Source organism: Amycolatopsis sp. lyj-90 (genome assembly GCF_046549035.1).
Classification (GTDB): Bacteria; Actinomycetota; Actinomycetes; order Mycobacteriales; family Pseudonocardiaceae; genus Amycolatopsis.
This window is the reverse complement of the sequence record NZ_JAJPWP010000001.1, coordinates 702,966-725,982: the sequence shown is the minus strand read 5'-3', so window position 1 is coordinate 725,982 and position 23,017 is coordinate 702,966. Positions and strand designations below refer to the sequence as shown.

21 protein-coding genes are annotated in these 23,017 nt (G+C 69.7%); 10 read left to right on the top strand and 11 right to left on the bottom strand.

What is annotated here, in order from left to right; genetic code table 11:
* The first annotated feature begins 1 nt into the window (after position 1).
* The 4 genes from ACLJPX_RS02905 to ACLJPX_RS02890 are packed head-to-tail and all read left to right on the top strand — an operon-like array spanning position 2 to position 3,832.
* A complete protein-coding gene (locus tag ACLJPX_RS02905) occupies positions 2-1,141 on the top strand; it encodes an acyl-CoA dehydrogenase family protein (RefSeq protein ID WP_410598588.1) in 1,140 nt (379 codons plus the stop codon).
* Entirely contained in the window at positions 1,138-2,172 is a 1,035-nt protein-coding gene (locus ACLJPX_RS02900) for an enoyl-CoA hydratase/isomerase family protein (RefSeq protein ID WP_410598587.1), read from the top strand. The genes ACLJPX_RS02905 and ACLJPX_RS02900 overlap by 4 nt, the downstream gene beginning before the upstream one ends.
* Complete coding sequence (gene mmsB, locus ACLJPX_RS02895) at positions 2,169-3,056, top strand: 3-hydroxyisobutyrate dehydrogenase (protein ID WP_410598586.1); 888 nt, start codon at positions 2,169-2,171, stop codon at positions 3,054-3,056. The genes ACLJPX_RS02900 and mmsB overlap by 4 nt, the downstream gene beginning before the upstream one ends.
* On the top strand, positions 3,053-3,832 hold the full coding sequence (locus ACLJPX_RS02890) for an enoyl-CoA hydratase (RefSeq protein WP_410598585.1): 780 nt from the start codon (positions 3,053-3,055) through the stop codon (positions 3,830-3,832). Before mmsB ends, ACLJPX_RS02890 begins: the two co-directional genes overlap by 4 nt.
* Here ACLJPX_RS02890 and ACLJPX_RS02885 read toward each other — a convergent pair.
* Together ACLJPX_RS02885 and ACLJPX_RS02880 are read right to left on the bottom strand one after the other, a co-directional pair.
* Entirely contained in the window at positions 3,823-4,524 is a 702-nt protein-coding gene (locus tag ACLJPX_RS02885; RefSeq protein ID WP_410598584.1) for a hypothetical protein, read from the bottom strand. The two genes, ACLJPX_RS02890 and ACLJPX_RS02885, sit on opposite strands and share 10 nt — an antisense overlap.
* A complete protein-coding gene (locus ACLJPX_RS02880; RefSeq protein ID WP_410598583.1) occupies positions 4,517-7,531 on the bottom strand; it encodes a DEAD/DEAH box helicase in 3,015 nt (1,004 codons plus the stop codon). The genes ACLJPX_RS02885 and ACLJPX_RS02880 overlap by 8 nt, the downstream gene beginning before the upstream one ends.
* Positions 7,532-7,679: 148 nt before the next feature.
* Here ACLJPX_RS02880 and ACLJPX_RS02875 point away from each other — a divergent pair, with 148 nt between their 5' ends.
* A complete protein-coding gene (locus tag ACLJPX_RS02875) occupies positions 7,680-8,795 on the top strand; it encodes a DICT sensory domain-containing protein (protein ID WP_410598582.1) in 1,116 nt (371 codons plus the stop codon).
* Positions 8,796-8,808: 13 nt separating this feature from the next.
* Positions 8,809-9,429, top strand: coding sequence for a hypothetical protein (locus tag ACLJPX_RS02870; protein WP_410598581.1), 621 nt, complete (start codon positions 8,809-8,811; stop codon positions 9,427-9,429).
* Positions 9,430-9,438: 9 nt separating this feature from the next.
* Here the strand turns inward: ACLJPX_RS02870 and ACLJPX_RS02865 are convergent, their stop codons facing one another.
* Positions 9,439-9,867 (bottom strand): MarR family winged helix-turn-helix transcriptional regulator, encoded by a 429-nt coding sequence (locus ACLJPX_RS02865; RefSeq protein ID WP_410598580.1) that lies wholly within the window; start codon positions 9,865-9,867, stop codon positions 9,439-9,441.
* A gap of 70 nt (positions 9,868-9,937) precedes the next feature.
* Here ACLJPX_RS02865 and ACLJPX_RS02860 point away from each other — a divergent pair, with 70 nt between their 5' ends.
* Positions 9,938-10,546, top strand: a complete 609-nt coding sequence (locus tag ACLJPX_RS02860; RefSeq protein WP_101608340.1) for a TIGR03086 family metal-binding protein — start codon at positions 9,938-9,940, stop codon at positions 10,544-10,546.
* Here ACLJPX_RS02860 and ACLJPX_RS02855 read toward each other — a convergent pair.
* Entirely contained in the window at positions 10,530-11,402 is an 873-nt protein-coding gene (locus ACLJPX_RS02855; protein ID WP_410598579.1) for an alpha/beta fold hydrolase, read from the bottom strand. The genes ACLJPX_RS02860 and ACLJPX_RS02855 overlap by 17 nt on opposite strands.
* A gap of 90 nt (positions 11,403-11,492) precedes the next feature.
* Between ACLJPX_RS02855 and ACLJPX_RS02850 the strand changes: the two genes are divergently transcribed.
* A complete protein-coding gene (locus ACLJPX_RS02850; RefSeq protein ID WP_101608342.1) occupies positions 11,493-12,092 on the top strand; it encodes a TetR/AcrR family transcriptional regulator in 600 nt (199 codons plus the stop codon).
* Here the strand turns inward: ACLJPX_RS02850 and ACLJPX_RS02845 are convergent.
* Positions 12,082-12,801 carry a TetR/AcrR family transcriptional regulator gene (locus ACLJPX_RS02845; protein WP_410598578.1) on the bottom strand — a complete coding sequence of 240 codons (720 nt, stop codon included), beginning with the start codon at positions 12,799-12,801 and terminating at the stop codon, positions 12,082-12,084. The genes ACLJPX_RS02850 and ACLJPX_RS02845 overlap by 11 nt on opposite strands.
* A gap of 84 nt (positions 12,802-12,885) precedes the next feature.
* Between ACLJPX_RS02845 and ACLJPX_RS02840 the strand changes: the two genes are divergently transcribed.
* Complete coding sequence (locus tag ACLJPX_RS02840; RefSeq protein WP_410598577.1) at positions 12,886-14,352, top strand: carotenoid oxygenase family protein; 1,467 nt, start codon at positions 12,886-12,888, stop codon at positions 14,350-14,352.
* Positions 14,353-14,397: 45 nt separating this feature from the next.
* Here the strand turns inward: ACLJPX_RS02840 and ACLJPX_RS02835 are convergent, their stop codons facing one another.
* The 6 genes from ACLJPX_RS02835 to ACLJPX_RS02810 all read right to left on the bottom strand — a co-directional run bounded on the left by ACLJPX_RS02835 (position 14,398) and on the right by ACLJPX_RS02810 (position 22,240).
* A complete protein-coding gene (locus ACLJPX_RS02835; RefSeq protein ID WP_410598576.1) occupies positions 14,398-17,154 on the bottom strand; it encodes a DUF5682 family protein in 2,757 nt (918 codons plus the stop codon).
* Positions 17,151-18,263, bottom strand: a complete 1,113-nt coding sequence (locus tag ACLJPX_RS02830) for an ATP-binding protein (protein WP_101608346.1) — start codon at positions 18,261-18,263, stop codon at positions 17,151-17,153. The genes ACLJPX_RS02835 and ACLJPX_RS02830 overlap by 4 nt, the downstream gene beginning before the upstream one ends.
* A 19-nt stretch (positions 18,264-18,282) precedes the next feature.
* The gene (locus ACLJPX_RS02825) at positions 18,283-19,653 is read right to left on the bottom strand and encodes a VWA domain-containing protein (protein ID WP_410598575.1); all 1,371 of its coding nucleotides are present in this window, start codon (positions 19,651-19,653) and stop codon (positions 18,283-18,285) included.
* Positions 19,650-21,032, bottom strand: coding sequence for a hypothetical protein (locus ACLJPX_RS02820; RefSeq protein WP_410598574.1), 1,383 nt, complete (start codon positions 21,030-21,032; stop codon positions 19,650-19,652). The genes ACLJPX_RS02825 and ACLJPX_RS02820 overlap by 4 nt, the downstream gene beginning before the upstream one ends.
* A complete protein-coding gene (locus ACLJPX_RS02815) occupies positions 21,032-21,529 on the bottom strand; it encodes a hypothetical protein (protein ID WP_168214332.1) in 498 nt (165 codons plus the stop codon). Before ACLJPX_RS02815 ends, ACLJPX_RS02820 begins: the two co-directional genes overlap by 1 nt.
* Before the next feature lie 72 nt (positions 21,530-21,601).
* Positions 21,602-22,240 (bottom strand): haloacid dehalogenase type II, encoded by a 639-nt coding sequence (locus ACLJPX_RS02810; RefSeq protein ID WP_410598573.1) that lies wholly within the window; start codon positions 22,238-22,240, stop codon positions 21,602-21,604.
* A gap of 64 nt (positions 22,241-22,304) precedes the next feature.
* Here ACLJPX_RS02810 and ACLJPX_RS02805 point away from each other — a divergent pair, with 64 nt between their 5' ends.
* A complete protein-coding gene (locus ACLJPX_RS02805) occupies positions 22,305-22,856 on the top strand; it encodes a CGNR zinc finger domain-containing protein (protein WP_410598572.1) in 552 nt (183 codons plus the stop codon).
* Positions 22,857-23,017: the final 161 nt, after the last annotated feature.

Genomic DNA, 23,017 nt, shown 5'->3' with positions numbered 1-23,017 from the left:
GATGAGACTGACCGACGAACAGCGGGCCCTGCGTGAGACCGCCGCGGAGTTCGCGGCGGAACACCTCGCCCCGCACGCGATCGAATGGGACCAGGCCAAGCATTTCCCGGTCGACGTCCTCCGTAAGGCCGCCCAGCTGGGCATGGGCGGCATCTACCTGCCCGAAGACCTCGGCGGCTCCGCGCTCGGCCGGCTCGACGGCGTCCTCGTGTTCGAGGCGCTCGCCGGCGGCTGCCCGTCGCTGGCCGCCTACATCTCGATCCACAACATGGTCGCGACCATGATCGACAAGTTCGGCGACGACGCCCAGCGGCACCGGTACCTCCCGCGAATGTCCACGATGGACGCGTTCGGCAGCTACTGCCTCACCGAGCCGGACGCGGGTTCCGACGCGGCGGCGCTCTCCACCCGTGCCCGCCGCGACGGCGACCACTACGTGCTCGACGGCGTCAAGCAGTTCATCTCCGGCGCGGGCACTTCGGACGTCCACGTCGTGCTCGCCCGCACCGGCGGTCCCGGCGCCCGGGGCATCTCGGCGTTCATCGTCGACCGGGACACGCCCGGGGTCTCCTTCGGACCCAACGAGATCAAGATGGGCTGGAACGCCCAGCCCACCAGGCAGGTCATCTTCGAGGACGCCCGTGTCCCGGCGTCCGCGCTGCTCGGCGGCGAGGGCAACGGGTTCCGGGTCGCCATGTCCGCTTTGGACGGTGGCAGGCTCAACATCTCGGCCTGTTCCCTCGGTGGCGCCGAGGCCGCGCTCGGCATGGCCGTCCGGCATCTGTCGGAGCGCTCGGCGTTCGGCGAGAAGCTGTCCGAGAAGCAGGCGTTGCAGTTCCGGCTGGCCGACATGCGCACCGATCTCGAAGCCGCGAGGACCTTGTTGTGGCGGGCGGCGGACGCGCTCGACCAGGGCGAGGACACCGCGACCCAGCTTTCGGCGATGGCCAAGCGGTTCTGCACCGACACCGGGTTCGAGGTGGCCAACCAGGCGCTGCAACTGCACGGAGGCTACGGCTACCTCGCCGAATACGGGCTGGAGAAGATCGTCCGCGACCTGCGGGTGCACCAGATCCTCGAAGGGACCAACGAAATCATGCGCGTGATCATCTCGCGCCGGATGCTGCAGGAGGCTTCGTGAACGACGTCCAGTTCCTCGTCCACAGTGGAATCGGCCGGATCACGCTGAACCGGCCGCGTGCGCTGAACTCGCTGAACCACGACATGGTCCTCGCCATGCTTGAGCGCCTCGAAGCGTGGCGTTCCGATCCGGCGGTCCGCGCGGTGCTGATCGACGGCGCCGGCGACCGCGGGCTCTGCGCGGGCGGCGACATCCGCGCGATCTACGACGACGCCCGCACCGGTGGCACCGCGTCCCTGCGCTTCTGGGCCGACGAGTACCGGCTCAACGCCCTCATCTCGCGGTACCCGAAGCCGTACCTGGCGCTCATGGACGGTCTCGTCATGGGCGGCGGGGTCGGGGTCTCCGCGCACGGCAGCCACCGGATCGTCACCGAACGCTCCCGGATCGGCATGCCCGAAACCGGCATCGGCTTCGTCCCGGACGTCGGCGGCACGTACCTGCTGTCCCGCGCCCCCGGTGAACTCGGCACGCATGTCGCGCTCACCGCCGGGTCGATCTCCGGCCCCGACGCGATCCACTGTGGACTCGCCGACCACTTCGTGCCGAGCGAACGGGTTCCGGACCTTCTCGACGCGCTCGCGTCGCGCACTCCGGACAACGCGCTGGAACTGTTCGCCGAGGCAGCGCCGCCGAGTGTGCTGGCCAAGGACGCGGACTGGATCGACCAGTGCTACGCGGCCGACACCGTCGAGGAGATCCTCACCCGGCTCCACTCCGGAGGTGACGCGGCGGCCACCGCCGCCAAGGAGATCGAGGCGAAGTCCCCCACCGCGTTGAAGGTGACCCTGCGCGCGCTCCGCAGCGCCGTGGCGCTGCCCGATCTGGAGGCCGTGCTGGCGCAGGAGTTCCGGATCTCGACCCACGCGCTCTCCTCGGCCGAGTTCGTCGAGGGCATCCGGGCCCAGATCATCGACAAGGACCGCTCGCCGAAGTGGTCGCCTGCCACCTTGCCCGAGGTGGAGGACAAGCTCGTCGATGCCTACTTCGCCGATCTCGGCGACGCGGAGTGGAACGGGGTGGCCCGATGACGATCGCCTTCCTCGGTCTCGGCAACATGGGCGGCCCGATGGCCGCCAACCTGGTCGAGTCCGGTGAGACCGTCCACGGCTACGACCCGGCTCCCGCCGCCCGCTCCGAGGGCGTGGCCAGGTTCGACACCGCGAGCGCGGCCGTCGCGCGGGCCGACGTCGTCATCACGATGCTGCCGAGCGGCAAGCACGTCCTCGACTGCTATCGGGAGATCCTGCCGTCCGCGCGGCCCGGCACGCTGTTCGTCGACTGCTCCACCATCGACGTCGCCGACGCCCGTCAGGCGGCCGAACTGGTCACCGCGGCCGGTCACCGGGCGGTCGACGCGCCGGTTTCGGGCGGCGTGGTCGGCGCGGAGGCCGGAACGCTGACGTTCATGGTCGGCGGCGATCCGGAGGCGTTCGCCGCGGCCGGGCCCCTGCTCGGCGTCATGGGCGCCAGGGCGATCCACTGTGGAGCGTCGGGCGCCGGTCAGGCGGCGAAGATCTGCAACAACATGATCCTCGGCGTCTCGATGATCGCCGTCTCCGAGGCGTTCGCACTCGGCGAAGAACTCGGCCTCACCCACCAGGCCCTGTTCGACGTCGCCTCGACCGCGTCCGGCCAGTGCTGGGCGCTGACCACCAACTGCCCGGTGCCCGGCCCGGTCCCGGCCAGCCCCGCCAACCGTGACTACACCGGCGGATTCGCCAGCGGCCTGATGCTGAAGGACCTGCGGCTGGCCGAATCCGCGGCACGGGACAACGACGTCGCGACCCTGCTCGGCACGAGGGCCGCGGAACTCTACGCGGCGTTCGTCGAACGCGACGGTCCCGGCCGGGACTTCTCCGCCATCATCACCGCCGTCCGAGACGGCCTCCTCACCAAGGAAACCACCGCATGAGCGAGTACGAGACCATCACCGTCGAGCGGGCGGGCGACCGCGTCGCCCTGATCACCCTCAACCGTCCCAAGGCCCTCAACGCGCTGAACCTGCAAGCGATGCGGGAGATCACCGGGGCGGCGGGCGAACTCGGCCAGGATCCCGACGTCGGCGCCATCGTCCTCACCGGTTCCGCCAAGGCTTTCGCGGCGGGCGCGGACATCAAGGAGATGCAGCCGCAGTCGTTCAGCGACGTCTACGCGGCCGACTGGTTCGCCGGCTGGGACGCGCTGTCCCGCGTGCGCATCCCGCTGATCGCCGCGGTCTCCGGCTACGCGCTCGGCGGCGGTTGCGAACTCGCCATGATGTGCGACGTCCTGATCGCGGCGGACAACGCCAAGTTCGGCCAGCCGGAGATCACCCTCGGCGTCATCCCCGGCATGGGCGGCTCGCAGCGGCTCACCCGCGCGATCGGCAAGGCCAAGGCGATGGACCTGTGCCTCACCGGCCGCATGATCGACGCGGCCGAAGCGGAGCGGTCGGGACTCGTCTCCCGTGTCGTCCCGGCGGAGAACCTGCTCGACGAGGCCCTCGCGGTCGCGGCGAAGGTCGCGAGCATGTCCCGCCCCGCGGCCATGATGGTCAAGGAGGCCGTCAACCAGGCCTTCGAGACCGGTCTCGCCGACGGGCTCCGGTTCGAACGGCGCCTGTTCCACGGGACCTTCGCCACCCAGGACCAGAAGGAGGGCATGGCCGCGTTCACCGAGAAGCGCGAGCCGAAGTTCCTTCACTCCTGACCGGTGAGCACCCGGTAGAGCGGTCGCAGCAGGGCGGTGACCGAGGTGCCGTCCACCGTGGCCTTGAGCGGCGGGACCTCGTCGAGCAGTCCCAACGGATCCCCGGCCGGGGGTCGTCGCGTGTTCGTGACGTCCCCGGCCGGGCCCCAGCCGAAGAAGTCGTCCATCACCTCGTCGAGGGCGGCCGTCTCGGTTTCCGCCGACGGCGCCGTGACCCGGGCACCCGCCTGCCGTCCGATCTCTTCGAGCAGCGCCGTGCGGTCCCGTCCGCGGAGCGCGAAGATCGTGAACGGGTCCGTTTCGTCCGCGAGCGCGATCAGTCCGGCGACGAGGTGGTCGCACGGGACGCGGGTGCCCGGGCACGTGCAGTCCAGCGACAGTTCCCACGGCGCTTCGGGGAACAGCGGTACCTGCTCCGCGGCGAAGAAGCGGTCGATGTCGTCCGGGACCCGCCCGTCGAGCAGGGCCGTGGTCGTGGCCTCGTCCGCGACCACGGCGGCGATGACCGCCGTCCACACCTGCTTGCCGAACGTCGGCAGGCCGACGCGGACCTCGTAGAACCGTTGCCGCGTCACCCGGACCTGGGCGACGGCGGCGCCGGGGCCGATCGTCAGCGTGTCGACCCGGCAAGGCGGCACGAGTCCTTTGTGGACGCCGAGTTCTTCGAACGCCCGGCGGAATCCTTCAGTCATCGGCCGCCTCCCGTCCCAGCGCGAAGACCTCGCGCAGCGAAGCGGTGGACAGCTCCGTGAGCCAGTCCTCCCCGTCGGTGACGACGAGACCCGCCAGCGCTTCCTTCTTCGTGATGACGGCGTCGATCCGTTCCTCGATGGTGCCGGGGCAGACGAACTTCCGGACCTGGACACTCCGCCGCTGGCCGATGCGGAAGGCCCGGTCGGTGGCCTGCTCCTCGACCGCCGGATTCCACCACCGGTCGAGATGCAGGACGTGGGTGGCCGCGGTGAGCGTCAGCCCCGCTCCCCCGGTCTTCAGCGACGCGAGCAGGATCGGCGGGCCTTCGCCCGACTGGAAGTGCTCGACGATCGAATCACGGCGGCGCTGCGACAACCCACCGTGCAGGAAGGCGATCTTCGCGTTCAGCCGGTGCGAAAGATGCGGCACCAGCAGGTGACCGAACTCGGCGAACTGCGTGAAGCAGAGCACGCGGTCGCCCGACTCCAGGATCTCCGCGAGGAGTTCTTCGAGCCGGTTGACCTTGCCGGACCGGCTTCCGATCGGCGAACCGTCGTGCAGCAGGTGCGCGGGGTGGTTGCAGATCTGCTTGAGTTTCGTGATCGCCGCGAGGATGTTGCCGCGGCGTTTGACCCCGGCACTGTCGGCGATCTTGGTCATCATCTCGTCCACGGTCGCGCGATACAGCGTCACCTGTTCGCGGGTGAGGCGGTACTCCTGGAGGATCTCGATCTTCTCGGGCAGGTCGGCGAGCACGGTGGGGTCGGTTTTGAGGCGCCGCAACAGGAACGGCCGGGTCAGGCGGCGCAGCTCGGTGGCCGCGGCGAGATCGCCCCGGCGTTCGATCGCCACTTCGAACCGCTCGCGGAACTCCTGCCTGCCACCGAGGACGCCGGGGTTGAGCAGATCCGAGAGCGACCACAGATCGGCGAGCCGGTTCTCCACCGGCGTCCCGGTCAGCGCGACCCGGTGGCCGGCGGGGATCCGGCGCAAGGCCTGGGCCGGTCCGGTGTTCTGGTTCTTCACCGCCTGCGCCTCGTCGAGGACGAGCCGGTGCCACCGGGTGCCCGCGAGTTCGTCGGCGTCGCGGGCGGCGGTCGAGTAGGTGGTGACGACGAGGTCCGCGCCCTCGATCCGCGCCGCCAGCCGCGCCTCGTGCTCACGATCGGCGCCGTGGTGAAGGTGGACGCGCAGGTCCGGCGCGAATCTGGCCGCTTCGCGTTGCCACGTCCCGAGCAACGACATCGGGCAGACGAGCAGCGTCGGCCCGGTGTTGTCGTCCTGTGCCCGTTCGATCGCTTCGAGCGCGAGAAGCTGGACCGTCTTGCCGAGCCCCATGTCGTCGGCGAGGCAGGCACCGAGCCCGATCGACGTCATGAACGCAAGCCAGGCGACACCCCGGCTCTGGTACGGCCGTAGGGTCGCCAGGAATGTCGGCGGCGGCTCGGCCGGCTCGATGGTGCGCTGGACCCGCCCGGCGAGGAAGTCGTCGATCCAGCCGTCGGTCGTGACCTCGGTGACCGGCAGCGGCGCTTCGAAGCCTCCGCGGAGCAGTGCCAGCAGGTCCGCCGGGGTGGGCAGCGGCGGTTTCTCGCGATCCGGGTCGCGGCGCAAGTATTCGAGACCGGCGCGCAGCAGGTCGGGGTCCACGCTCACCCAGCGGCCGCGCAGCCGCACCAGTGACGACTTCGCGGCGGCGAGCCCGGCCAGTTCCTCGTCGGTCAGCGCGTCTTCCCCGACGGCGAGCGCCCAGCGGTAGGAGGCGAGCTGGTGGCGGCCGAGCCGGTGCACGGCGGCCTGGTCGACGGGCGCCCCGCGGACGGACAGCTTGAGCGCGAGCTTCCGCCTGCCGCCCCAGCTCGCCGGGAGCTGGACGTCGAAACCGGCCGCGACCAGCTGTTCCGCGCCGCCGTCGAGGAACTCCACGGTTTCGGCGACGGTGAGGTCGTAGATGCCCGGCTTCTCCACCCGGATCGCCGGATCGAGCAGCGGCAGCACTCCCGCCGCTCGTTCCAGTTCGGCGGCGAAAAGCCCTTCGGGGTCGGTGAACTTCGCACCCGCGCTGCCGGACCAGACGTCCTCGGCCGGGAGCAGGAGGCTGGGATCGGCGGCGGAGCGCAGGAGGAAGTGCAACTGCCACTTGGTTCCGTCACCGGTCTGGTCGTCCGGATCGTCCGCCGGACCATGCAGCGTGGGGACCTCGTCGAGCCGGAGGCACACGGTGCCCTCGGTGAGGTCGGTGTCGCCGACGGCGTCCCAGGCCGCGATGCCCTCGGCGACGATCCCCATCCGTCCCGGCGCCTGGCCGATCCGGTCGTCGGCGCTCTTCAGCGCGTGCAGCCACGACCCGAACGGCCCTTCGCGTCCGTCGCTCTCCGAGGCGTGGCCCGCGGCTGCCAGACGATCGCGGACGGCGGCGTCGACCAGGGTGTGGAGCGCGTCGGTGACCAGCGCCGCCGGGCCGGGCCGGGTGTGTTCGGCCCGGCCGACCGGCGGGGTGGCCGCGATCAGTGCCCGGAGTGTGACGGCGTCGCCGCCCCGGGCCACCGGCCGCCACCGGGCTCGCGCCACGATCTCGTTCCGCACGAGCGTGGGCAGCACGCGGCCGCGGCGCACCAGGTCGTCGGCCAGCCGGACGACGGCGCGCAGGTGGCGGACCGAGGTGCCGTAGCTGACGGTGTCCGCCAGGTCTCCCAGCTCGGACGGGTCGATCAGGAGCGCCGGGACCGACCACGGTTCCAGCGACAGTTCTTGCTGTGGACGGCCGCGGGTGCCCAGTTCGGGTGAGGCGACCGGGCCGCCACGCCGTGACGGCAGCAGCAGGACGGCCGACGCCGGTTTCCCGGGGTGCAGCTCGGTCAGATCCGCGACCGACGCGGCGAACGGATGCGGCCGCGCGGCGCTCGACGGCCGCATCGACGTGGTCGCCGGGCGGTCTCCGTGTTCACCCCACAGCACGATTCCGCGGCCACGGGACCACAGGCCGTGCACGACGAGTGGCGACATGGTCCCCCTTCCGCGGTCTGGTTCCCTCCAGCATGCCCGGGGCCGATCAGCGTCCGGTCAGCGAGGGTCACACCATCGTGTAGCTAGGCGGACGCCGCCCGCTCTTCTAGCCTGATGTGCTCGTCCCCACACGGAAGCGATGCATTCGATGACCGACGGAGAAGCGCGCGCGGGCGTGCTGTCGAAACGCGCGCTGGTGATCGCTTCCCACGCCGTCGAACGGGCCGCGCTCGCCGAAGGCACCGACGAGAACATGGTCGTCCTCGCGCTCTTCCAGCGCCTGCCGTACTTCGAGCGGGAACGCGAGGTCTACGCCAGGATCGCCCGGCGCGCGGCCGTGACCGTCGTCGGCATGGTCGATTCCGGCCGCCCCGACCTGCCGCACGGCGTGACGCCGGTACTGCTGCGTGCCGACGAGAACCTCGCCCGCGAATGGTCGGTCGCGGTGCTCACCCCGACCTTCGGCGGCTCGGTCGTCGCCCAGGACCTCGACGACGTCGACCCCTCGGCGACGTCCGTCGAGGCGGCCCGCCGTTTTCAAGGCCGCTGGGGTTTCCGCCGCGACGAGGCCTACGCCGAAGTCGTCCGGCTGCGTGACGCGCTCGGCGATCGGCTGCCGCCCACCGCGCGGATCAAGATCGACGAGGTCCTGAACAGCGTGACGACCCCGGCGGCGGCGCCGGTGGAGAACCGCGCGGAAGCGGCTCTGCGTCACCTCGCCGCCCGGCTGGAGCGACGGCCGTCGCCGAAACCGGAGGAACCGGCCCTCGCGACCGATCCCGACACCGGCCTCGCGACCATGGCCGGGATAGCCGGCTGGCTGGGCGCGTCGACCGACACCGTCCCGCTCGGCCTGATCCTCATCACCGTCGACGACCTCACCGAGGTCGGGCGGCGCCATGGCGACCGGGTCAGGATGCACACCGAGCAGAACATCGCGGATCTGATCCGCGAGGGCCTGCGCCCGCTCGACCAGGCCGTCCGGCTGGGCACCGGCGAGTTCCTGCTCGTCCAGCCCGCGCTGGGGTCGGCCGACCTGACCGAACGCAGCCTGCGCCTCGAACGGCGGCTCGGCGCGCTCCACGCCACGTACCCGTTCGTGGATCTGCACCCGCGGACGACGACCATGCTCACGCGGAAACGGCCGCTGCCGGTGCATTCCCTGCGCGCGCAGCTGAAACAGGTGCCGACGGCGGCGTTGTGGCCGCCCAGTCACGGCATGCTCCCATCGCCGAACGGCGGCGGTTCGACCTGGTTCCGCTGATACGGTCTCCCCGGTGAAAACCGTCCTGGACACGATTGATCCACGCGAGGCGCTGACGATCCTCGGCTGCTCGAAGGGCAAGACCCGGGGCGGTACTGCGCCCGAAACCGGCACTGTCTGGCCGGAGGAGATGCTTCGCGCGCGGGCCGAGGTCCTGGCGAGGTCCAAGGTCGACAGTGGCGGACTGCGGCCCGCGTGGCTCCGCTACAACGGACACTTCTACCGGAACGTCGGCGGCGCGCTGGGCGAGGCCGTCGAACACGGACGGACGCTGATCCTCAGCGGTGGCTACGGAATCCTGCGCGCCGACGAGCCGATCTCCTACTACGACCGGAAGCTGAAGCTCAGCGACTGGCCGTCCGGTGTACTCGAAGACGCCGTCATCGGGGAAGCGCGCCGGATCGGAGCGACCAAGGTGGTCACGTTCGTGTCCGCCAGCGCCGACTACGCCAAGCTGATCCGGCGAATCCCCTGGGGTGACACGGAAATCGAAGCCGTGCTGGTGACGATCGACTTCCACGACGGCGGTGCGCAGATCGAGGTGCCGCGGCGGCTTGCCCAGGCTTTCAGCGCATGGTGGCACCGGACGCCGTCCGGTTACCCGGCGGGGATGGTCACCGAGGTCCTGGCGTAGGCCCCCGGGTCACGGCCATCGCGCTTCGGAAAGCGCGAGCGCGGCGCGGAGGAACGCCTTGCGGTCGGCGGCGGGGAGCTGGTCGAGGAGCCGCTCCTCCTGCTCCTGGATCCGCGACTGGGCCGACCTTCGCGCGGCGCGGCCGTCTTCGGTGATCCCCAGCAGCCGGACCCGGCGATCCTTCGGGTCGGGCTCACGGGTGATCAGGCCGCTTTCCTGGAGGGTGTCGAGGGTGCCGATGATCCGGGTCTTGTCCGCGCCGATCGCCTTGGCGAGCGCGGCCTGCGTGCGGACGGGCCCGTCGTCGAGGGCGCTGAGCACCACGTAGCCCCACATCGTCAACCCGTGCTCGGCCAGCACCGGCGTCTCGGCGGTCATCAGCCGTCGCATCAGCCCGCCGAGCATCGCCGCGAGATCCGGCCTCCTCTGCTCCGCCATGCGCAGACCATACCGACCGGACTCGCGAAACCGGTTGACGAACTCGTACGCACATGTAGATGATGCGCATATGCCTATCGATGAACTCCGCATCCTCGACGCCATCGTGGTCCGGGCGAGCCTCGACCTCGTCTCCCAGATCACCCCCAGCGACCTGGAAAAACCGACCCCCTGCACCGCCTGGACCCTGCACGGCCTCCTCGCACACATGGCGACCCAGCACTACGGCTTCGCCGCCTCGGCCGACGGCGAGAGCCACCTCGACTACTGGCGCCTGGTCCCGCTGGGCGAAGACCCCATCGCCACCTACCGCGACTCGGTCAAGCGGGTCCTGAACGCCTTCGTGCCCCACGACCTCGACGCCCGCAAGTTCGCGCTCCCCGAGTTCTCCACCGAAATCACCTTCACCGCGGAGCAGGCACTGGGCTTCCATTTCGTGGACTACCTGGTGCACTCCTGGGACGTGGCCAAGACCCTCGGCCTGCCGATCGAGTTCCAGCAGGAGGTGCTCGACGCCGGTCTGAAGTTCGCCGAGTCGATTCCGAACGGGCAGAACCGGAAGGCACCGGGCGCCGCCTTCGGCCCGGCCGTCGACGGCTCGGGACCGTCCGATTTGGACACGATCGTCGCATTGCTGGGGCGCTCCCCTTCATGGCCGGACGTCACGCCCCGGAACTGACCGGTGCGGCCTCGAGGATCCGGGCGGTGACCAGTCCGGGTTTCTCGAGGGACAGTCCGTGGGTGGTCTTGGGCACGACCTCGACGCGGAGGTGCGGGCCCAAGGATTCGAGCCGGGCCGCCACCGCGCGGGCATCGTGGATGACACTGCGTTCGGCGACGACGATCCGGGTGGGTACGTCGATGGCGTACAGCTCGTCGTCGCCGAACAGGTGCATCTCGGGGAGGTGCTGCTTGTACTTCAGAGCAGCGAAAAGCAGGGGTCGCATGGTGTGCCGCACGTCCGGATCCCCGGACGCCACCAGCCGGAGCAGCCATTTCGGCAGGAACCAGCGGAAGATCTCACGCAAGCTCCACCAGATGAAGCTCCGGCCGATCACGCCGAATCCCGAGGCTTCGAAGGTGACGACGCCGGCGATCCGGTCGGTCGTCCGGGACGCGAGATTCAAAGCGAGCCAGCCACCTCGCGACACTCCGGCGAGATAGACCTTGTCGTGGTCGGTTCCCGCGAGCACCCCGTCGACGACCTCGGCGAGCCAGTCAGCGCAGTCCTCTGTGGACTCGATGGGCGCGGTCTGGATCGACCGCCCCGGCTCGCCGATCGTGTCGACGGCGTGGATCCGGTGCCGCACGGCGAGTTCCGCGACATGCGGATACCAGGACAACGACGTTCCCATCCCGCCGGGAAGCAGGACGACCGGCGGGCCGTCTTCGGGACCGCAAGACCGAACGCGGGTCGGGCCGAATCTCGTCTCGACGTCCAGTTCCTCGGCGGGAACCGGCCACTTCCGCAGGATCGCGTCGTAGGTGGCGAAGAAGCGCTCTTCCGCCTTCTTGTCGGTGAACTCCCCCAGCATCGTGCCTCCTCGAAGTTTTTATGGTGCACTTGCACGATAACATTCCGTGGCCACTTCGGCCACCTCTCGACGACATGGCAGAGTGATCGCGTGCCGAAACGTGTCGACCACCAAGAGCGCAGGCGCGAGATCGCGGAGGCGCTCTTCCGGATCGCCGCCGCCCAAGGCCTGCAGGCGGTCACACTGCGTGCGGTCGCCGCGGAGGCGGGCATCTCGATGAACCTGGTCCAGTACTACTTCCCGACCAAGGAGGAGATGCTGCGGTTCGCTTGGCAGCGGATCGTCGAACTGACCGGCGAGATCGCCGGGAAGACGATCGGCAAGGCCATGGAGACCGGCGGCGAACGCGCCATCGTGCGCGCCTACCTCACCGGGGTCCTCCCCGAAGGCGAGCGCGGCCGCATGCTGGCCGCCGTGCAGATCGCCTACTTCGCCGTCGACGTCACCCGCGGAAGTCAGGATCCCGACCAGGAACCGCTGCTGCCCCACTTGATCCGCGCACTCGCGGACCTACTCGGGAAGGCGCAGGCGAAGGGGGACATCCCGGCCGACGCCGACCCCCGCCTGGAAGCTTCCACCCTCGCGACGATGTCCGCCGGGCTCGTCACCGGCATCCTGGTCGGCGCCTACGACACGGCACAGGCCGCGGAACTCGTCGACTACCGGCTCGACCGGTTGTTCACCGGCTGACGATCAGCGCCTCGATGCCGTCCAGGATGCGGCCGAGGCCGAATTCGACGTCGCCATCGTCGATGCCGTCCTCGCCATATGCCTCACCGGAGATCACCGCGGCGACGCGCGGGTAGCCCCGCTCCCGCAGGCGCGGCGCGAGGAACTCGGTCAGCGCCAGGGTCCGGTCGGGCGCGCTCGCGTTGACGTCACGGACCAGTGCCGCGGTGCTGCGCACCCAGCCGTCGACGAGCACCACGCAGCCCATCACGTCGCGGGTGCTCAAGCCCGTGTCCGCCATCGCTTCCAGGAAGTTCTCCAGCCAGCCCAGCAGGTTCGGCGTGGTCGGCGCGTTGCGCACCGGGAGGTCGATCAGCCACGGGTGACGACGGCAGCGTTCGAGGAGCGCCCGAGCCCAGGCGGTGACCGAGCCCCGCCAGTCGTCGTCCGACGACTCCGGCGGCGGCCCCCACGCCGATTCCGCGACGAGGACGAGCAGTTCTTCCTTGGAGCTCAGGTACCGGTAGAGCGCGTTCGCGGTGATGCCGAGGCGCTTGGCGATCGACGGCATGGACAGGGCCGCGAAGCCCTCCGCGTCGGCCTGCGCGATGGCCGCGTCGACGATCTGCTCGAGGCTGTAGCCCGGTTTCGGCCCGCGCCGGGGCGCCGGGGTGTACCCCCACGCCGGCGCGGTGCCCGGCGGCAGCAACTCGATCTTGTCGTCGTCCATCGGGGCATTGTTGCACCCAAAACCGGTAAAGGCATACACTGTTCATGGCATACACAGTTTACTTCCGATGGTGGGGGATCGACCATGAACGAACCGAACAGGCGGAACGTGCTCCGGGGAGCGGCGGCACTGGCGATCGGCGGGGTGGCCGCGACCTACGGGAACAGCGGATCCGCCTTCGCCGCGCAAAGTCCGGCGAAGGCTCGCTACCCGTTCGTCGAGGGGGCCTTCGCGCCGGTCAAGGAGGAAGTGACCGCGTTCGGCCTTCCGGTCACCGGGCGCATCCCGAAGGACCTCTGCGGGCGGTACCTGCGCACCGGCCCGAACGTCCTCGGGCTCGAAGACCCGCGCGCTCACCACTGGATGCTGGGCGAGGGGATGGTGCACGGCGTCCGGCTGCGCGACGGGAAGGCCGAGTGGTACCGCAACCGCTGGGTGCGTTCTTCCGGTGTCGCGGCGAAACTCGGCGAGCGGTACCCGTGGCCCGTGCCCGAGCAGGACTTCGCGCCGAACACGCACGTGATCAGCCACCACGGCCGCATCCTCACCCTGCAGGAGTCCGGCGCCCCGCCGTACGAACTCGACAGCGAGCTGAACACGTTGGGACCGTTCGATTTCAGCGGCTCACTGGAAGGGTCCTACACCGCGCACACCAAGTTCGACGCCCTCGCCGACGAACTGCACGCGGTGACCTACCACCCGACCTGGGACCACGTGCGGCATCTGATGGTCGACCGGACCGGCCGCGTGGTACGGACCACCCGGATCCCGGTCACCGACAGTCCGATGATGCACGACTTCGGGCTCACGAGGAACTATGTGGTCGTCTTCGACGTACCGGTCACCTTCGATCCGCAGCCCGGAAAGATCGTGCCCTACAAGTGGAACGCGCATCATCCGGCCAGGGTCGGGGTGATGAAACGCGACGGCGGCCCGGTCCGCTGGTTCGGCGTGGATCCGGTGTTCTACTCGCATACGCTCAACGCCTACGAGCAGGGCTCCACGGTGGTGGTCGACCTGACGACGATGCCGGCGCCGTTCGAGGTGGCGGGCAAACAGGGCTTCGGTGGTCCGTCGGCGTCGGGCCCGCCGGTGCTGGAGCGCTGGACGATCGACCTGGTACAAGGACGGGTGCGGCGCCGCGTCCTCGACGACCGGCCGCAGGAGTTCCCGCGAGTCAACGAAAGCCTGGTGTCACGACGGCACCGGTACGGCTACTCGGCCTCCCCCGGCGAGTTGTTCGACGTCTACCTCGACAAGCCGGCCGACACCTTCGGCAACGCGCTGATCAAGCACGACTTGTTCAGCGGGCGGTCCGAGGTGCACCGCTTCGGCCGGGGCGCCGACGCGAGCGAGGCGGTGTTCGTCCCGTCGTCGCGCGGCAAGTCCGAAGACGACGGTTACGCCCTGGCCTACGTGAACAACCCCGACCGCAACGCCTCGGACCTGGTGATCCTCTCAGCGCAGGACTTCACCGCGAAGCCGTTGGCGCGCATCCACCTGCCGAGGCCGGTACCGCTGGGCTTCCACGGCAGCTGGGTCGCGGACTGAGGGATCGGGTGGCCGGCCGGCCGCCCGGCCGACCACCCTGCGGGGTCATGCCCCGGTGAGCACCTCCTCCAGCACCGCGGCGGTGTCCGGGTACTGACCGAGCAGCGTCAAGCCCGTGGGCCCGGCGCTCCCCCATGGCTCGTCGCAGCCCAGCAGGCCCGCCACGGCGTCGCAGGTCGCCGGATGCGCGGCCAGCAACGCGAGGCCGCTTCCTCCGGCGTTCCTCGCCACCGCGACCGGCTCCGGCTGGTTCTTCCAGGGCGGAACCCATTCGTCGAGCGCCGCGAGCCTGCCGGGGAACAGCCGTCCGGCTTCACGCACGAGGAGCGGCACGAGCTCCGCACCGCGTGACCGCAACGTCGTGATCAGGGTCGGCAGCCACGGCAGCAGCAACCTGTCCGGGAGCTCGGCGAAGGCGTTCGACACCGCCTCGACGACGAAGTCGGCCAGCCCCGGAGCCGGTTCCAGCGCGTGGACGAACCCGCTGAGGTAGCGCGGATAAGCCGGGAGCACCATCGGATTGGCCAGCAGCCCGGCGCACCGCTCACGCAGTTCCGCGCGCGAGAGATGCCCGAGCTGCACCTGCGCCGCCCACAGCAGCGCCACCTTCGACGGCTCCTGCGGATGCGATCCGGCGATCGCCAGCTCCAGCTGGGTGCGGTCGCAGCCCAGCGACAAGGCGAGCGCCTCCATGCTGAACAGGAAGCCCAGCATCGCGGCGACCTGCTCGACGCCGGCCTCCTCGTCGGTGAAGGCCGCCGGGAGCAGCGTGCAGTAGTGCGCGTACCCCGTCTTGACGAAGTCCTCGATCCACCGGGGCAGTACCGGCTCGCTGGTCCGGTAGTGCGCCAGCAGCCGCCGCACCCGGCGCAGGACCTCCGGCGCGCCGTCGACGGTGCGCTCGGTGGCCAGCACCTCCAGCGCCCGCGTGCCCAGCTCTCCCGCCAGCCGGGCGCTGCGCAGGTAGAGCGTCGCGTCCTCGACGGTTCCGAGCACCTTCGCCGCGGTGGCCTGGGGGTGGTAGGCCGCGCGCCGAAGACGTTGTTCCAGCACCTGTTCGATGCTGACGCCCTCGTAGCCCAGCTCGATGAGGGCTCGCTGGTGGGTGCCCAGCGCCAGATCCCACGACTCCTGGATCGGGCGTTCGCCGAGCCGCCGCTCCCCCATGATCGGCCGCGCCGCGCCGCGCGGCATCAGGTAGCGCAGCATCCACAACAGATCGGAGCAGGGTTCCAGCTCCGGCCGCGAGGCGATGTCGAGCAGTGCCCGCTGCACACCTCGTTGCTGCAGCTTGAGATCCAGGGGTTCGAGCCTGTCGTGCACGTCGCGAGCCAGCGGCGGCAGCGCGTCGTAGCCGACCTGGCCGATCCGGTCGCCGCCCATCATGATCTCGACGATGCGGCGCACGTCGCGTCTGCCCGGTACGACGTCCTTCTCGATGCACGTGACCGCCGCGTCCTGGAAGTCGTACGGCGTGGGCTTCGCCCGGTCGCGCAGCCCTGCCAGCAGGATCGAGGTCTCGAACACCGCGATGGCGTCAGCCGTCGAGGACAGGTAGCCGTTGCGGCGCGCCGCCCGCACGACCTCGACCGACCATCCCAGCAGTTCGGCCTCGTCCAGCTTGTCCAGCACCGGAGGCCGTTGCAGGAACCCGGAAAGCTGGTCCGACGCCACCGGATCCGGCGTGGGCGAGGGCAGTTCCGCGGCCTTCTTCCGCTTCGGACCGCCCACCTGCCCCTCCAACTGGAACTGCTTGACCTTGGTGCGCTTCAGGTTCTTCGCCCACTCGTTCGCGGCGATCGAGACCGATCCCCCGGCGAGGCCGAACTGCGCCTCGATCGACGTGTGGCTCGACGGGATCAGCCCGTACTGCCAGGTGCTCGCGCTGCGCGGGCTGATCACGAACCCGTCCGTGCCCTCGACGCCGAACTCCGCGACCCGGCTGGCCGCGTGGGACGCGCCGCAGACGTAGAGGCAGTCCGCGGGATCGGCGCCCGAAGCCGCGAGGTGCTCACGCATCCGGGTCCACATGTAGCGCTCACGATCCTCGTCCACCCGCACGCGGCGGGTGTCCCCGGGAGCGAGACGGCGGAACAGGCTGCCGATCAGGAACATGACCTGGCGATAGGTGTCGTGGTCGCTGTCGCCGAGCGGCAGTTCGACGTACTGGTGCCACCACTCCGACCAGTGCCGGACCCGCCCGTGCCGCAGCAGGTGTTCCTCGAGTTCGGCGAACCGCGGCCGCAGATCACCGATCTCGACGCCGACCGCGTCACCGTGCAGCGCGGCCTCTTCCTCGGCGGGCGGCGCGTCCGGATCAGGGGACGGCTCACGCTCGTCCCACTGGAAGACGTGGTCGGCCGACCGGTCGACGAGGACGAGTTCGACGCCCGGGGTGTCGAGGGCGTACGCGATCGCCTGGTACTCCGCCGACGCCTCGGTGATCGGCGCGACCACCGACAGCGGCGCCCACTCGGCCGGGAAGCCCTTCACGTCCGTCGCGAAAGCCTGCACGGCCACCGGAAGACGGCAGTTGCGCAGCTCGGTCAGCAGCGGCGCCATGTCTTCGCACAGTTCGAGGTAGACCACCTTCGGCTGCTTCTCCCGCAACCGCCGCGCCATCGACACGGCCGAAGCCGGGGAATGGTGGCAGACCGGGAAGATCTCCAGAGGCTCCCGCACCGCGCGGTCGACGTCGTCGACGAGCCCGAGCAGGATGCCCTCCAACGCGCCGGGCCCGTCGGCGAAGGCGGCCGCGGCCTCCTGCAACTGGCCGCGCAGCGCCTCGAAGGCGCCGCTCACGAGAGGGTGGCGATCGCGTCGCGGCCGCCGTCGAGGAACTCCGGCCAGTCCCCGCCCTCGTCCTTGCTGCGCGGCTCGACGACGCCGTGCAGGTACTTGTTGAGGATCGCCAGATCCTCCGGCTCACGACGAGCGAGTGAGCCGACGAGCGAAGACGCCAGCGCGCGGGCCGTCAGCGCGCGTTCTCCGAAGAAGTTGCTGTGCAGTACCGCATCTTCGAGCACGCCGATCTGCTCCGCGGTCGACAACGCGGACTCCAGCTTCTCGTCGTCGCTGCCCGCCGACGCCGCCGCGGCACGCAGGTCGCCGAAGCTGCGCAGAAGGACGTCCAGCAGCGTCGGTGGCACGTCCAGCTCGATCTGGTGGCGCCGCAGGAGTTCCTCGGTGCGGAAACGGACGATCTCCGCCTCGCTCTTCTTGTTCGTCACCACCGGGATGCGGACGAAGTTGAACCGGCGCTTGAGCGCCGACGACAGGTCGTTGACGCCGCGGTCGCGGCTGTTGGCCGTGGCGATCACCGAGAAGCCCGGCTTGGCGAAGACGATGCCATCGCTGTCCAGTTCCGGCACGGAGATGTACTTCTCCGACAGGATCGAGATCAGCGCGTCCTGCACGTCGCTGGTGGACCGGGTCAGCTCCTCGAACCGGCCGATCGAGCCCGCCTCCATGGCGGTCATGATCGGCGACGGGATCATCGAATCGCGGGACTGGCCTTTAGCGATGACCATGGAGACGTTCCACGAGTACTTGATGTGGTCTTCGGTGGTGCCCGCGGTCCCCTGCACGACGAGCGTGGAGTTCCGGGAGATCGCCGCGGCCAGCAGTTCGGCGAGCCAACTCTTGCCGGTCCCGGGGTCACCGATCAGCAGTAGCCCCCGGTCGGAGGCGAGCGTGACGATGGCGCGCTCGACGATGCTCCGGTCGCCGAACCACTTCTGCGAGATCTCGCGGTCGAGGCCGTCGGCGCGCTCGGCGCCCAGGACGAACAGGCGCACCATCTTCGGGGACAGGCGCCAGGCGAACGGTTTGGGGCTGTCGTCGACCGACTCCAGCCAATCCAGCTCTTCGGCGTACTTGAGTTCGGCGGGGGCGCGCAAGACGTCGGACATGTCGTGCCTTTCGGGAAGTTCAGGAGGTGAGGAAGGTCTTGAGTTCGTGGACGAGCTTGGTGATGTGGCCGGAGATCACCGGGGTGCCGAGGTCCTTGAAGCGTTCGCGGAACCACGGGTTCACGCTGCCTCGTCCGGCGCTGGTGACCGAGCCGACTGGGATGAACTTCGCCCCGGACCGGTGGATCGCGGCCATGCTCTCGAAAAGCTGCTCGACGCGGGTCTCGTAGAAGTCGGAGATCCACACCACCACGGTGTTGGCGGGCTCGGCGATCTTCGGCTGAGTGAGACCCATCGCGACCATGCCGTCGTTTCCGCCGCCGAGGTTGGTCCGCAGCAGGGTTTCGAAAGGATCGTGCACCCACGGCGTCAGGTCGAGCGCCTGGGTGTCGTAGGCGATCAGGTGAACGTCCACTTTGGGCAGTCCGGCGAAGATCGAGGCCAGCACGGCGCAGTTGACCATCGAGTCGACCATGGAGCCGGACTGGTCGACGACCGCGATGAGCCTCTGCGGTGTGGTCTTCTTCGCGGTCTGCTTGTAGTAGAGGCGATCGACGTAGAGCCGTTCCTCTTCCGGGCTCCAGTTGGTGAGGTTCTTCCAGATGGTGCGATCGAGGTCGAGGTTGCGGAACACGCGCTTCGGCGGGACCGAGCGGTCCACCTTGCCCGTCGATGCCTTCTCGACCTGGGTTCGCAGGACCTCGGCGATCTCGTCGACGTAGCGGCGGATCAGCGACTTGGCGTTGGCCAGCGCCACTCCGGACAGATTGTCCTTGTCCCGCAACAACTGTTCGATGAGCGACATACTCGGGCTCAGCTTCGCCGCGAGCGCCGGATCGGCGAGGACCTCGCGCAGATGCATCCGTTTGACGAGATCCGCCTCGATGCCACCGAGCTCCGGTCCGATCGCCGGGAGCAGCGTGCTCAGGTCGGGAGCGCCGCCCCCGCCAGTGCCGCCGAGCCCGGTCGGGGCTCCGCCCGGGCGTCCGCCACGCAGCTCGCCCGGACGGCAGCCCAGCGCGCGCTCGAACCAGGCCGCGTCCGCCTGCCAGCAGGACAACTGGCTGGCGGTCACCGTGTGGGGCGCCGGAGCAAAGACGTTGAGCAGCACTTTCGACACCAGTGCCGCGCGACGCACCTCCGCGGCCTTGTCCCGGCCGTCCTCGGCTTCGGGAACCATCAGCCCGTCGAACTCGGCGGCCAGCTCCGGATGGCGCTGGACGATCGAGTCGACGGCGACGTTCGGATCCAGCAATGCGGACGGCAGGCCGATGTCCTCGACCACGGCCACACTCGCCGATTCGAGTGCGGCCTGCTCGTCGTTGTCGAAGAGCCGGGCGAGCAGCCGCCAGTACAGGACCTGGCGGCGGTTGTCCTCGGAGTCGGTCATTTCCGCAACAGCCTTCCGGCACGCTCGCGCAGCACGGCCGCGGCGTCGGTGGCCGCCTTCTCGGCTTTCACCCCGGCCTTGTCCGTGGTGCCCCCGGCCCACGCTCCGGCGTGGACAGCCGTGGTCTTCTTGCGCACGGTGGTCTCCACGGCGAGCGGCTGGAGCCGGAAGCCCCCGTCGTCCCACCGGATCAGGCCGATGCACGCGCTCGATCCCGCGACCGCCTTCGGGGTCAAGGGACCGGCGGCGGGGATCCGGTCGGTCTCGACGACGAGGTGACTTCCGGCGAACGTGAACGTGAGCGCGTCTTCGTCGCCTTCGGTGCCGTAACCCTCAAGGAAGACGGGAACTGAAATGCGCGCCGGATGCCGGTCCAGCGGCACGACCGACGCCGTGCCGGCCTTCGGCAGGATGACACGCGCGGTAGCGAAAGCGTCCGCGAGTTCACCGGGACGAGCGTGCTCGTCCCGCCAGAGAAGGTCGCCCTCGGCGGTCATCGGCATCTCCGCGAGGTCCATCGAACGCCCCTCGCTGACCGCTGCGAGCAGGGACAGATGCGGGCGCAGCAGCTGCCAGATCCCGGCTCCGATGATCGTGTCCGGCTTCGGCACGGTCACACTCGCGCGCACGAGACGCGGCGCGGTGCCGTCCTCCGGTTCGAACACCGCATGGACCTGGGCCTGTGCGGCTGTCGAGTGTTCCAGCAGGTCCACCCCGAGCGGGAGCAGACGGCCGGTGACGGTGCCGATCGCAGGTGTCGCCACCACGCCAGGCACGGTCAGCAGCATTCCGCGCGACCACAGGTCACCCCAGCGCCGGACAGGGATGCGATCCAGCGCCGCACCAGGACAGGACGCCGCGAGCTCGGCCGCGAACCCGTCGAGCAGGACGGCCAGCCGTCGAAGGCCCGGTTCCGCGAGCAGCGCGGAGATCACCGGAGCCGAAGCCGAAACCAGATCGTGGTCGATCCCCTGCCAGCCGGCCCGGGCCAGGTCGGACAGCCAGGAACGAGCCGCCGCCAGCAAATTCGGCGACTCCGCACCGGCGGCGCCCGGAGCCGTGTCCTCATCGGACGTTCGGCCGGTCGCCTCGGCCACCCGGGCAGCTAGGGCGTCATGCACCGAGCCGAACACCGCGATCCTCGCCGCGGCAAGGGAAACGAAGTGTTCCTCCCCCGCAGCTCCGGCCGCGGTCTTCTCGGCCGCCTCGGCGACCCGCGTCGCCAGCGGTGACCCGGCGACAGCGTCCGCCAGCTCGGTCAATCCAGTGATCCGCTGAGGGCGCAGCAGCCCGGCGACGAGTACCTGATCGAAGGAATCGACGGTCGCCAACGCCTCGTCGAGACCGGCGATGGGGTCGGTGAGCAGATCGGTGCGCATCACACCACCGCCCTGGTCGGCGGGAACCACTGCAGCTCCGGCACGGGCGCCGTCGAGGGCTCGAATTCCAGGTACGCCAAGTGCCGCAGGAACTGGCTGAACACGGACGCGGCGGCGGTGTTGTCCCCCTGGGACGGCCGGGTCGCGCTCATGGTCTGCGAGATGGCCTGCGCGGTCAATTCGTCAGGCTCCACACGCAAATAACGCGCGACGCGCTCGGCGCCGTACTGAAGGGTGGCTTCGTTGAGCAGGGCGAGGATGTGGTTGCAGAACATCCCTCGCGCGCCGCCGCAAGGCCGGTTGTTGTTGGTACTGCAGGCGAATTCGTACGTACTCGCCGCGACCGACGAGACGTACACCCGCCCGATGTCCGATCCGCTGGACACCACGCCCTGCACCCGTCCGTCGGCCAGTTCGACGAACGGGACCTTCGCGAGCTTGCGCGGGCGAGCGGGCGCCAACACCCGTGCCGTGCTCGCTCTTTCCCAGTCTGACAACGCATCTTCTCCTTGCGGGGGTGCCTCGGTGGGGACTGGGATGAACCTAGCGGGAGGCACCGACAGTTCTGATCACGCGTGCCGTTCGCCGAGCTGAGCGGCCAGATCGAGGAGGTCGTCGGCGTAGAAGTCGAAGCGATCGGTCTCCGACGGAGGGTCCCCGACGGGCCTGGCGACGTAGGCGGTCCGCAGACCGACGCTCTGCGCACCCCGCAGGTCCCACGCGTGGGCGGCGACCATCAGCAGCCGCTCCGGTGGGGCGCCGGACACCTTGACGGCCAGTTCGTAGACGGCCGGGTCCGGCTTGTAGCTCCGCACCTCTTCGGCGGAGAGCGCTTGATGCCAGCGGAGGCCCGCGTGGGCGTTCATCCGGAGCAAGGTCGTCCGGCTGGCGTTGGAGAGCCCGATCAGGGGGTAGCTATCCGCTAGCCTGGTCAGCCCTTCGACGGTGTCGGGCCAGGACGGCATCCTGCGGCCTGCTGTCGCGAGCGCATCCGTTTCGGCGGCTTCGCGGTCGAGGACGTCGCTCGCGGCGTACGGCCTGTCCCCTGCGACGATGCGGCGCTGCTCGGTTTCGAGGTGGCCAAGCCATCGCTCGACCAGCTCGTCCGCGTCGGCATCCGGCTGGGCTTGCTGGACGGCCGCGCGGATCCCGGCCGGTTCGTCGACGAGCGTGCCGAGTATGTCGAACACCAAGGCGTCGATCTCCACGGACAACCTCCCGGTAAGGGTTAAAGTAGTGGTTAACCGTGAACGTACGAGAGGCTGGTAAGGGATGCAAGTAGCGTTAGACGATTACGTCTGGGCGGCGGGCATCGCTACCGAACTGGTCAACACCGCTCCTGAGGTCTGGCACGGCGAGGAACACCTGCCGGATCTCGCCGCTTTCACTGACCTTCACTCTCTGCCCGCGCCCAGCCGACCCGGTGAGCTGCGCGCTGTCCATCGGCTGCGCACCACGGTGCGGGAACTGATCGATCAGCCGGACCGGGCGCGCCTCATCGCCGGAGCTTCCGCACTCACTTTGCCGGCCGGTGCCGTCACCCTCGCCACCTCGTCTGGCCGTTCTCGGTGGGCTGTTTCCCCGCAACCGGGTGCGACGGTCGCCGACACACTGTCCCTGATCTGCGGCGTCGGGATCCTCGGTGTCGTCCAAACCCTCGGCGCTGAACGGTTCCGCGCGTGTGGCGCCCCCACCTGCCAAGGCGCGTTCATCGACACGACGCGCCCCGGACGACGGAGGTACTGCATGCCGGGCTTGTGCGGGAACCGCGTCAACGTCGCAAACCACCGGGCTCGACGAGCTAAGACTCACGACTCCGGGTAGACAAGGCGACTCCACTGTCGACGCTCACTCGTCGTCGCGCCGTCTGCGAACGATGATCTTCCCCAGCTCGAGTCCCGCCGTGATAGTGCCCAGCAGCGTCGTTATCAAAGTGATCCAGTCCATCTGTAGCTCCTGCTCATGTCGTGACGACGAAGACAAGA